8 protein-coding genes and 1 pseudogene are annotated in these 9,532 nt (G+C 68.6%); 8 read left to right on the top strand and 1 reads right to left on the bottom strand.

Features of this window, described 5'->3' with window-relative positions:
- The 3 genes and pseudogenes from AB0P24_RS05715 to AB0P24_RS05705 form a co-directional block, all read left to right on the top strand.
- A pseudogene (locus AB0P24_RS05715) lies at window positions 1-654 on the top strand (glucose-6-phosphate isomerase); the annotation flags it as partial.
- 5 nt (window positions 655-659) lie between these two features.
- Window positions 660-1,538 (top strand): phosphogluconate dehydrogenase (NAD(+)-dependent, decarboxylating), encoded by an 879-nt coding sequence (gene gnd, locus AB0P24_RS05710; RefSeq protein ID WP_365790943.1) that lies wholly within the window; start codon window positions 660-662, stop codon window positions 1,536-1,538.
- A 6-nt stretch (window positions 1,539-1,544) separates the two neighbouring features.
- Window positions 1,545-2,138 carry a histidine phosphatase family protein gene (locus tag AB0P24_RS05705; protein ID WP_365790939.1) on the top strand — a complete coding sequence of 198 codons (594 nt, stop codon included), beginning with the start codon at window positions 1,545-1,547 and terminating at the stop codon, window positions 2,136-2,138.
- A gap of 249 nt (window positions 2,139-2,387) precedes the next feature.
- Here AB0P24_RS05705 and AB0P24_RS05700 read toward each other — a convergent pair whose 3' ends face one another.
- A complete protein-coding gene (locus AB0P24_RS05700) occupies window positions 2,388-2,873 on the bottom strand; it encodes a PHB depolymerase family esterase (RefSeq protein WP_365790938.1) in 486 nt (161 codons plus the stop codon).
- Window positions 2,874-3,048: 175 nt separating this feature from the next.
- Between AB0P24_RS05700 and AB0P24_RS05695 the strand changes: the two genes are divergently transcribed.
- The 5 genes from AB0P24_RS05695 to AB0P24_RS05675 all read left to right on the top strand — a co-directional run bounded on the left by AB0P24_RS05695 (window position 3,049) and on the right by AB0P24_RS05675 (window position 9,519).
- Window positions 3,049-4,293: an ROK family protein gene (locus AB0P24_RS05695; protein WP_365790937.1), complete on the top strand. Its 1,245-nt coding sequence runs from the start codon at window positions 3,049-3,051 to the stop codon at window positions 4,291-4,293.
- A gap of 11 nt (window positions 4,294-4,304) precedes the next feature.
- Window positions 4,305-6,155, top strand: coding sequence for a glycoside hydrolase (locus tag AB0P24_RS05690; RefSeq protein WP_365790936.1), 1,851 nt, complete (start codon window positions 4,305-4,307; stop codon window positions 6,153-6,155).
- 249 nt (window positions 6,156-6,404) lie between these two features.
- Window positions 6,405-7,670 (top strand): extracellular solute-binding protein, encoded by a 1,266-nt coding sequence (locus tag AB0P24_RS05685; RefSeq protein WP_365790935.1) that lies wholly within the window; start codon window positions 6,405-6,407, stop codon window positions 7,668-7,670.
- A gap of 20 nt (window positions 7,671-7,690) precedes the next feature.
- Window positions 7,691-8,659 carry a sugar ABC transporter permease gene (locus AB0P24_RS05680; protein WP_365790934.1) on the top strand — a complete coding sequence of 323 codons (969 nt, stop codon included), beginning with the start codon at window positions 7,691-7,693 and terminating at the stop codon, window positions 8,657-8,659.
- Window positions 8,656-9,519 carry a carbohydrate ABC transporter permease gene (locus tag AB0P24_RS05675; protein ID WP_365790933.1) on the top strand — a complete coding sequence of 288 codons (864 nt, stop codon included), beginning with the start codon at window positions 8,656-8,658 and terminating at the stop codon, window positions 9,517-9,519. Before AB0P24_RS05680 ends, AB0P24_RS05675 begins: the two co-directional genes overlap by 4 nt.
- Window positions 9,520-9,532: the final 13 nt, after the last annotated feature.

Below are 9,532 nucleotides of genomic sequence, written 5' to 3'. Positions count from 1 at the left end.
GACGCCCAGTCGCACGCGGTGCTGCCGTACTCGCACTACCTCTCCAAGTTCACCGCCTACCTCCAGCAGCTGGACATGGAGTCCAACGGCAAGTCGGTGGACCGGGAGGGCCGTCCGGTGCACTGGCAGACCGGCCCGGTCGTGTGGGGCACGCCGGGCACCAACGGCCAGCACGCCTACTACCAGTTGATCCACCAGGGCACCAAGCTGATCCCGGCGGACTTCATCGGCTTCGCCGAGCCCGTCGCCGAGCTCAGCGGCGAACTCAGGGCGCAGCACGACCTGCTGATGGCGAACTTCTTCGCCCAGACCCAGGCGCTGGCCTTCGGCAAGACCGCCGACGAGGTCCGCGCCGAGGGCGTGGCCGAGGAGCAGGTGGCGCACCGCACCTTCCAGGGCAACCACCCCACCACCACGATCCTGGCCCGCGAGCTGACCCCGTCGGTCCTCGGCCAGCTCATCGCCCTCTACGAGCACAAGGTCTTCGTGCAGGGCGCGATCTGGAACATCGACTCCTTCGACCAGTGGGGCGTGGAACTGGGCAAGGTGCTCGCCAAGCGCATCGAGCCCGCCCTGACCGAGGGCGCCGAGGTACCCGGCCTCGACGCGTCCACCACCGCTCTGGTCTCGACGTACCGCACGATTGGGAAGTGACTGACATGCAGCTCGGACTCATCGGCCTCGGCAAGATGGGCGGCAACATGCGCGAGCGCATCCGCCGCGCCGGCCACACCGTCATCGGCTACGACCGCAACCCGGACGTCTCCGACGTCAAGTCCCTTGAGGAACTGGTCGAGAAGCTCGACGCCCCGCGCACGGTGTGGGTGATGGTCCCGGCCGGCCACGCCACGCAGTCCGTCGTCGACGAGCTCAAGGACCTGCTGTCCGAGGGCGACACGGTGGTCGACGGCGGCAACTCCCGCTGGACGGACGACGAGAAGCACGCCGCCGAACTCGGCATCAAGGGCATCGGCTTTGTCGACGCCGGTGTCTCCGGCGGGGTGTGGGGCCTGCAGAACGGCTACGCCCTGATGGTCGGCGGCGACAAGCAGCACGTGGAGCGGCTGGAGCCGATCTTCGAGGCGCTCAAGCCGGAGGGCCCGTACGGCTATGTCCACGCCGGCAGGGTCGGCGCCGGGCACTTCTCCAAGATGGTCCACAACGGCATCGAGTACGCCATGATGCAGGCGTACGCGGAGGGCTGGGAGCTTCTGGAGAAGGTCAAGTCCGTGGACAACGTCCGCGAGGTCTTCCGCTCCTGGCAGGAGGGCACCGTCATCCGCTCCTGGCTGCTCGACCTCGCGGTCAACGCCCTGGACGACGACGAGCACCTGGACAAGCTGAAGGGGTTCGCGGAGGACTCCGGCGAGGGCCGCTGGACCGTCGAGGCGGCCATCCACAACGCGGTGCCGCTGCCGGCGATCACGGCCTCCCTCTTCGCCCGGTTCGCGTCCCGCCAGGACGACTCCCCGCAGATGAAGATGATCGCGGCGCTGCGCAACCAGTTCGGCGGCCACGCCGTCGAGTCGAAGGAGTAGTGCGCGGTGGGGGACCTTCTCCTGGTCCGCCACGGTGAGACGGAGTGGAGCCTGTCGGGCCAGCACACCAGCTGGACCGACCTGCCCCTCACCCAGCACGGCGAGGAACAGGCCAAGTCCCTCGCTCCGCTCCTCACCGGCCGGACCTACGCACTGGCGCTGTCCAGCCCGCTGGGCCGCGCGATACGCACGGCCGAACTGGCCGGTCTGACCGGGGTGACGCCCGAACCCGACCTGCACGAATGGGACTACGGCGGCTACGAGGGCGTCACCACGGCGGAGATCCACCGCTCCCGGCCCGACTGGTACCTGTGGACCGACGGCGTCCCGCCGGGCCCGGAGGGCCACCCCGGCGAGTCACCGGAGCAGATCGGCGAGCGGGCCGACCGGGTGCTCGGCAGGCTGGAGAGCGCGCTCACCACCGGCACAGGCGACGTGATCCTGGTGGCCCACGCCCACTTCCTGCGCGTGCTGACCGCGCGCCGCCTGGGTCTGCCGGCCGCCGAGGGCAGGCTGTTCCAGCTGGCGACCGGGACGGTCAGCCGGCTGTCCACCGAGCACGGCCGGCCCGTGATCGCCGAGTGGAACAAGATGGCGTGACAGGGAAGTCGGGACGGAGGGGTTCGGGTTTCGGGGCACCGTGGTGACGTGCCGCCCGCGCGACCCGAGCCCTTTTTCGGCTCCGGTTGTCAGGCGGACTCCGGGTGTCGAGCGATCCGGCCGGCGGCCGCTGCCGCAGACGTCACCTGCGCTGCTGGAAGATCCACTCCCGGATGCCCTCGATCGTGCAGGCGATCGGCCGGGGCGAGTCGTGCTCGACGGCGTTCGCGTTCTTCGCCTGTTGCCCGGTTAGGGCGGGATCCCTTGAGGAACGTGGCGTAGTTGACCGTCCTCTTCCTCGCCGCCGTCGCCGTGACGTCCGCGGCGAAGCGCCGCGGTCGACCGGCCGTCCCAGACAGCGCGAGCGACCTCGGTGCCCGCCTTCTCGGTGACCGACATGATCGCGTTTTCGCCGGGACAGGCCTTGGTGTCGCCCGGTGAGACGGTGACCCAGAGGTTCTTCCCGGCCCGCGGCGCGGCCTGGGCGGCCGGCCACTGACCGGCGACGACCCACGAGGCCGCGAACAGGTCGGGGTACCTGATGTTCAGACCGGGGGTCATCATCGCGCCCGTGGACTGCCCGGTGCAGTACAGCCGGTCGCTGTCGATGCTGTACTTGGCCGTCAGCGTGCTGACCAGATGGGCAGCGGTGTCGAAGAACCCGGTCGGCTCGTGGTCGTCGCCCACGACCACGGAGGGGTACTGGGGCGCGAGGGCGGCGAACGTCAGCGGCACGTACCCGACCCCCTCCGGCCGGCCGCGGCCGCGTCGGCACCCAGCGGGTGAACCCTGTTTCTACGGCCCATTTCCTAACCCCTTGTCGAAAGGAGCGCGAAGCCCATAGCCTGACGCGGCGCCGGTGCCCTCGTCCGCCCCGGCCGGGCCGTGACGGGATGGGAGGGGCAGCCGCGTGAAGCGCACATCGCGTGACATCCGCACCGCGAACCGCTACGAGGTGCTGCGCCAGATCATCGCCCAGTCCCCCACCTCACGGCAGACCCTGGCGGCCGCGACCGGGCTGAGCGTGGCCACGGTGGCCACCCTCGTCGGCGAACTGCTCGACCTCCGGATGATCACCGAGGTGGGCTTCGAGGACTCCGCGGGCGGCCGCCCCCGGGGTCTCGTGGCGGTCAACTCCTCGGGGGGCGCGCTGATCGGCGTCGACATGGCGGAGACGTACGTCCGGGTGGAGCTGTTCGACCTGGGACTGAACGTGCTGGCCCGCGCGGTGGAGGACATGCGCCCCGGTGAGAGCCGCCCCGAGCAGACGGTCGCCCATGTGGCCACCGCGGTCGGCTCGGTGGTCGCCCAGGCCGGTGTCGAGGGCGCGCGGGTGCTGGGGGCCGGGGTGAGCGTGCCGGGGCAGGTGGACCGGGCCACCGGCATCGCCGAGTACGCGCCCAACTGGGACTGGCACGACGTGCCGCTGCTGGACCTGCTCGCCGAGCACATCGCCTACCCGCTCCACCTGGACAACCCGCTGCGCGCGAGCGCGGTGGCGGAGCTGTGGTTCGGGGCGGCGCGCGGTCGCGAGGACGCCGTGGTGGTGAACCTCGGCACCGGGGTCGGCGCCGGGCTGGTACTGGGCGGCGGGCTGTATCGCGGGGTGAGCAACAGCGCCGGGGAGTGGGGGCACACGACGCTGGTGCTGGACGGGCGGCTGTGCCACTGCGGCAACCACGGCTGCGTCGAGACGTACGTCGGCGCCCCCGGCATCATGCTCAACCTGCGCGAACTCAGCGCGCGCAGCACGCTGCTGCACCCCGAGGACCAGACGGCGACCATCGACGCCCTGGCCCACGGGGTGGCCGCGGGCGACCCGGTGGCCGTCAAGGTGGTCCGCGACACGGCCCGTTATCTGGGGGCGGGCATCGCGGACCTGGTGAACCTGTTCAACCCCGAAGTGGTCGTGCTCAGCAGCTGGGTCGCCAGGAAGCTGGGCGAACCGCTGCTCGACGAAGTGCGCGAGGCCGTCCGGCGGCACGCGCTGCGGCGGCCGTTCGCCGCCACCGAGATCGTCCTCTCCCCCGTCCCCACCGACCCGGTCTGCCTGGGCGCGGCCACGTTCGCGCTGGAGGGCGCCCTGCAGGCCGTGGGACAGAGGACACCGAAACGCACCACCCCCGCAAGGAGCCGTACCGCACCGCCTTCATGACGACGGAAGGGATGCACGTGTCTCACCCGCACCGCAGCAGATCGGTCCTCCTGACGGCCGCAGCCGCACTGGCCGTCGCCGGACCCCTGATATCCGCCCCGCCCTCCTCGGCCGCCTCCGGCACCACCGTGGCCGCCGAGGTGTCCCCGCACGCCGCCCAGACCATCGACGACATCGGCGCCTCGGGCGCCTGGTGGGTCAACGACCTCCAGCACTTCTCCCCCAAGGTCCAGGCCCGAGTGGCGAAGCTGCTCTTCTCCGAGCAGGGCCTGGACCTCAGCGCGTACCGCTACAACATCGGCGGTGGCGGGGCGGCGGTCACCACCCCGGCGCGCGCCGCCGAGGACTTCCTGAACCCCGACGGCTCGTACGACTGGAGCAGGGACAAGGGCGGTCGGACGTTCCTCACGTACGCCGCGAAGTACGGCGTCGGGGACCTGATCGGCTTCGTCAACAGCGCGCCCGCGCAGTGGACCACCAACGGGCAGAGCTGCGGCGGCCGGTTGAAGGCGGAGAACGAGACCGACTACGCGGACTACATCGCCGACGTCACCGACCACTTCGCCCGCCAGGGCGTGCGGCTGGACTACATCAGCCCCTTCAACGAACCGGACAACGACTTCGGTTCGTGCGGCCAGGAGGGCATGCAGGTCACCGTCGACCAGCGCGACGACATCGTGCGGGCGCTCGGCGCCGAGCAGCGCGCCCGGCACCAGCAGACCTCGATCATCGCCGACGAGTCCAGCCAGACGACCCAGTTCGTCTCCGAACTCCCGCAGTGGATCTCGCAGCCGGACACCGCGCAGTACGTGTCCGCGCTGGCGCACCACACCTACAACAATCCCAGCGACGGCCAGCTCGGCAACGTCTACGAGACGTCGAGGACGGTCGGCCAGAAGTCCTGGGCCTCGGAGATCTGCTGCTTCGGCAAGGGCTCGACGGGCTGGAACCAGGAGTACGACCCGTCCATCGACAACGCCCTGCTGATGTCCCGGATCATCTACAAGGACTTCGCGAGCGCCCACGACTCGGCCTTCCAGTGGTGGACGGCGCTGGCCAGCGGCTACGGCACCGACCCGTACGCGAAGAACGACGCCGGCTGGAACGACGGCCTGATCTACTACGACCCCGACTACGCGACGGACGGCAACCAGACGCTGTACTTCACCAAGCGGTACTACGCGCTCGGCCAGTACAGCAAGTTCGTCGAACCGGGCTCGGTCGCGCACGACGTGACCGGCGCGCCGGACGGGGTCGAGGTGTCGGCGTACGACAGCGGCGGTCAGTGGGTGGTCGTGGTCAACAACCACAACACGACCGACACCCCGCTGAGTCTGCACTTCAACAACGCGACGCCGAAACGGGTTAGGGAGGCGGTGCGGACGTCGGCCACCGAGGACTGGGCCGAGGTCGCCGAGCCGTCGGTGAGCGGGGGGACCGTCTCCGCGACCCTGGCGGCCCGTTCGATCACGACGTACGTCTTCGACCAGAAGGGCCGCGGCAGTTCGGCCGTGACCGGCGCGCTGGCGGGCAGGCAGTCCGGCAAGTGCCTGACCGCGGACGCCTCCGGGGCCGCCATCGCCACCTGCACGGGCGCGGCGGACCAGTCGTGGTCGTACGACGCGAAGGGCACCCTGAAGGGCGCGAACGGCTATCTGACGGCGTCGGGTTCCGGCCTGACGGCCACCGCCGGCTACACCGGTGACGCGAGCCAGCGCTGGCTGCTGAACGCCAACGGGCAGATCCTCAGCGAGGCGTCCGGCAAGTGCCTGGACGTCAGCGGACAGGCCACCGCCGACGGCAGCAAAGTGATCCTCTACAGCTGCAACAGCGGCACCAACGAGGCCTGGACCAGGCGGTAACCGCACCGCACCACCCGGACCGAGGGCCGCCGGCCACCCCCTGACGCGGCGGCCCTCAACTCGTCGCGCGTTCCGCTCTGTTCGCCATCCCGAACCAGGTGCAACGTTTCGCGCAGACTTCGTCCAACCTCTTGCCGAAGTGTTAGCCGAAGGTTAACGTCCCGCTCCGCAACGCAATTTCAGCCATCTGGTTCCGAGGTCCCACGGGCCGTAGAGGCACAGCCGCACTCGACAGACAAGGACGTCAGCATGTCGGCACTCAGCAACAACAACTGGTCCCGCCGGTCTCTCTTCCGGGCGGCAGCGGGCATGGCCGCCGCCGGCACGCTGGCCGCGTGCGGCAGCAACAACGGCAGGGGCGGGGGCAGCGGGTCGGGCACCCAGCTCACCCAGTACTTCCACGCGTACGGCGAGGCGGGGACGGAGCAGGCTCTCAAGCGGTACGCGGCGGCCTACAAGAAGGCCGATGTGAGCACCAACTGGATCACGGGCAACAACTTCGAGTCCGCGCTCTTCGCGGCCCTGCTCACCAGCAAGGCCCCCGACGTCTTCGAGTTCCACCCGCAGCTGCAGCTCGTCAAGAGCGGTCAGGTGGCGGACCTGAGCGACATCATCGACCCCGTCAAGGACGACTTCAACCCGAACGACATCAACTCCCACACGGTCGACGGGAAGATCTACGGGATCCGGATGATCGACGACCCGCAGTTCTTCTACTACCGCAAGTCGATGCTGGAGAAGGCCAAGGTCGACGTGCCGACCACGCTCGACGAACTGCTGGAGGCCGCAGCCAAGCTCACCACCAGCAAGGTCAAGGGCGTCTTCCTCGGCAACGACTTCAGCGCGATCCAGAACCCCATCATCTGGTCCGCCGGCGCCGACACCATCAACGACAAGCACGAGATCGCCTACCACACGGACGGCGTCGTCCAGGGACTCAAGCAGCTCCGGACCCTGTTCACCAGCGGCAACGTGCTCCTCGACGCCCCGACCGACTTCTGGGACCCGTCCTCGCTCAACCAGGGCCTGTGCGCCATCCAGTGGGGCGGCATGTGGTCCATGCCGGCCATGCAGAAGGCCCTCGGCGACGATCTCGGCATCTTCCCGTTCCCGAAGATCGGCAGCGCGGGCAAGCTGTCCGTCTACAACGGCGGCTGGTCGATCTTCGTCAACGCCAAGGGCAAGAACGTCGACGCGGCCAAGGAGTACGTCAAGTGGCTGTGGATCGACCAGAAGCAGTACCAGGAGGACTGGGCCACGTCGTACGGCTTCCACATCCCGCCGCGCACCTCGATCGCCAGCGGTGCCACCAAGCTCAAGTCCGGTCTGGCCGCCGAGGGCATCAAGCTCTTCACTGACTACGGCCACTTCGACAACATCGCCTACGACCAGACCATGCAGACCGCGTTCGCCGACGTGATCGCGTCCTCCGTCCGTAAGAACGGCGACCCCGAGGCGGCGCTCGACACCTGCGACAAGAAGGTCAACGTCGAGCTGAAGAAGCTGTTCGGATAAGCCGCCGGGAAGACCACGACATGTCGACCACCACCACACGCGGGGTCGCCCAGCCCGCCCCGGCCAAGGCCTCCCCGGCCCGGCCGCGGCGGAGCCTGCGCGGCAACCCGACCGTGAACTTCTGGCTCTTCACCGGGCCCTTCCTCGTCGGCCTGGCGATCTTCGTCATCGTGCCGATCGGCTGGAGCATCTGGCTCAGCTTCTTCGACGCCCGCTACACCGTCACGCCGAGCCATTTCATCGGCTTCGACAACTACAGGCAGATCCTGACCAACAGCGGTTTCCCCGACTCGCTGCTGACGTTCACCGTGTTCGCCGCGTTCATCGTGCCCACCACCTGGGCGCTGTCGCTCGGGCTCGCGCTGCTCGTGAACCAGCTGCGGTTCATGAGGGCGTTCTTCCGGTCGGTGTTCTTCCTGCCGACCGCCGTGTCGTATGTGGCCGCCGCCCTGATCTGGAAGATGTCCATCTTCAGCGGCGTCCGCTTCGGACTCGCGAACACGGTCATCGGCTGGTTCGGCGCCGACACCGTCGCATGGATGTCCAACCCCACTCCGCCCTGGTACTGGCTGGTCATCGTGACCCTGCGGCTGTGGATCCAGTCGGGCTTCTACATGATCCTGTTCCTGGCGGCGCTCCAGAACATCCCGGCCGAACTGTACGAGGCCGCCGCCATCGACGGCGCCAAACCGGGCTGGCAGACCTTCCGGCACATCACGCTGCCCCAGCTGCGCGCCACTTCGACCGCGGTGATCCTGCTGCTGCTCATCGCCGCCTACCAGGCGTTCGACGAGTTCTTCAACATCGTCGGACAGAAGGCGACCTGGGCCCAGACACCGCTCATGGAGCTCTACAAGACCGCCCTCGGCACCAGCCAGGACTACGGTGCCGGCAGCGCCGGCGCGGTCATCCTGTCACTGCTCATCTGCCTCGTCACCCTGATCCAGGGCAGGTTCATGGGCTTCGGAAGGGGGGACGAGTCCAAGTGACCACCACATCTCAGGCCGGCAAACGGCGCAGGAAGGGCGGGGGCGTCCTCGGCAACACGGGGCTGTACGTCGCCGTCGGCGTCGCCGCGCTGCTCTTCCTTATCCCCTTCTACCTGATCGTCCGCAACGCCCTCTCCACGGACCTGGAGATCACGGGCGAGAACTGGAAGCTGCTGCCCTCCTTCCAGTGGGGCAACATCTCCGAGCTGTTCAACGACCCCACGGTCGAGTTCGGCCGTTCCATGGTGAACTCGCTGGTCGTCGCCGTCCTCACCACGTTCGGCACGCTCCTGGTCTGCTCGCTGGCCGGGTACGGCCTGGCCCGCATCCCGTACCAGCACGCCGACAAGGTCTTCTACGCGGTCCTGGCGACCCTGATGGTCCCCACGGCCGTCACCTTCGTGCCCAGCTTCGTACTGGTCTCGTCCCTCGGCTGGGTGGACACCTACCGTGGCCTGATCATCCCCGGCCTGTTCAGTGGTTTCACCTGCTTCCTTTTCCGGCAGTACTTCCTCGGATTCCCGAAGGAACTGGAGGAGGCGGCACGCGTGGACGGGCTCGGCTACTGGGGCGCGTACTGGCGGATCGTCGTACCCAACTCGCTGAACTTCTTCGCGGCGATCGCCACGATCACCTTCATCAGCGCCTGGAACTCCTTCCTGTGGCCGCTCGTCATCGGCCAGGACCCGAGCTCCTGGACCGTGCAGATCGCACTCTCCTCCTTCATGACCAACCAGACCGTCAACTTCCACCTGATCTTCATGGCCACCGCCATCTCCATCCTGCCCCTGGTGTTCGTCTTCCTCTTCCTCCAGCGCTGGCTGGTCCAGGGGATCGCGCAGACCGGCATCAAGGGCTGACCCGCCTCGAAAG

It is taken from the genome of Streptomyces sp. NPDC086519 (assembly GCF_040686075.1).
GTDB classification, from domain to species: Bacteria; Actinomycetota; Actinomycetes; order Streptomycetales; family Streptomycetaceae; genus Streptomyces; species Streptomyces shenzhenensis.
Note: the sequence above shows the minus strand (reverse complement) of the source record. Positions and strands in the feature narration are given on the sequence as shown.

Coding starts and splice junctions, on each gene's coding strand:
- AB0P24_RS05690 (WP_365790936.1), top strand. CDS start 4,305: ATGCACGTGTCTCACCCGCACCGCAGCAGATCGGTCCTCCTGACGGCC.
- AB0P24_RS05680 (WP_365790934.1), top strand. CDS start 7,691: ATGTCGACCACCACCACACGCGGGGTCGCCCAGCCCGCCCCGGCCAAG.
- AB0P24_RS05685 (WP_365790935.1), top strand. CDS start 6,405: ATGTCGGCACTCAGCAACAACAACTGGTCCCGCCGGTCTCTCTTCCGG.
- gnd (WP_365790943.1), top strand. CDS start 660: ATGCAGCTCGGACTCATCGGCCTCGGCAAGATGGGCGGCAACATGCGC.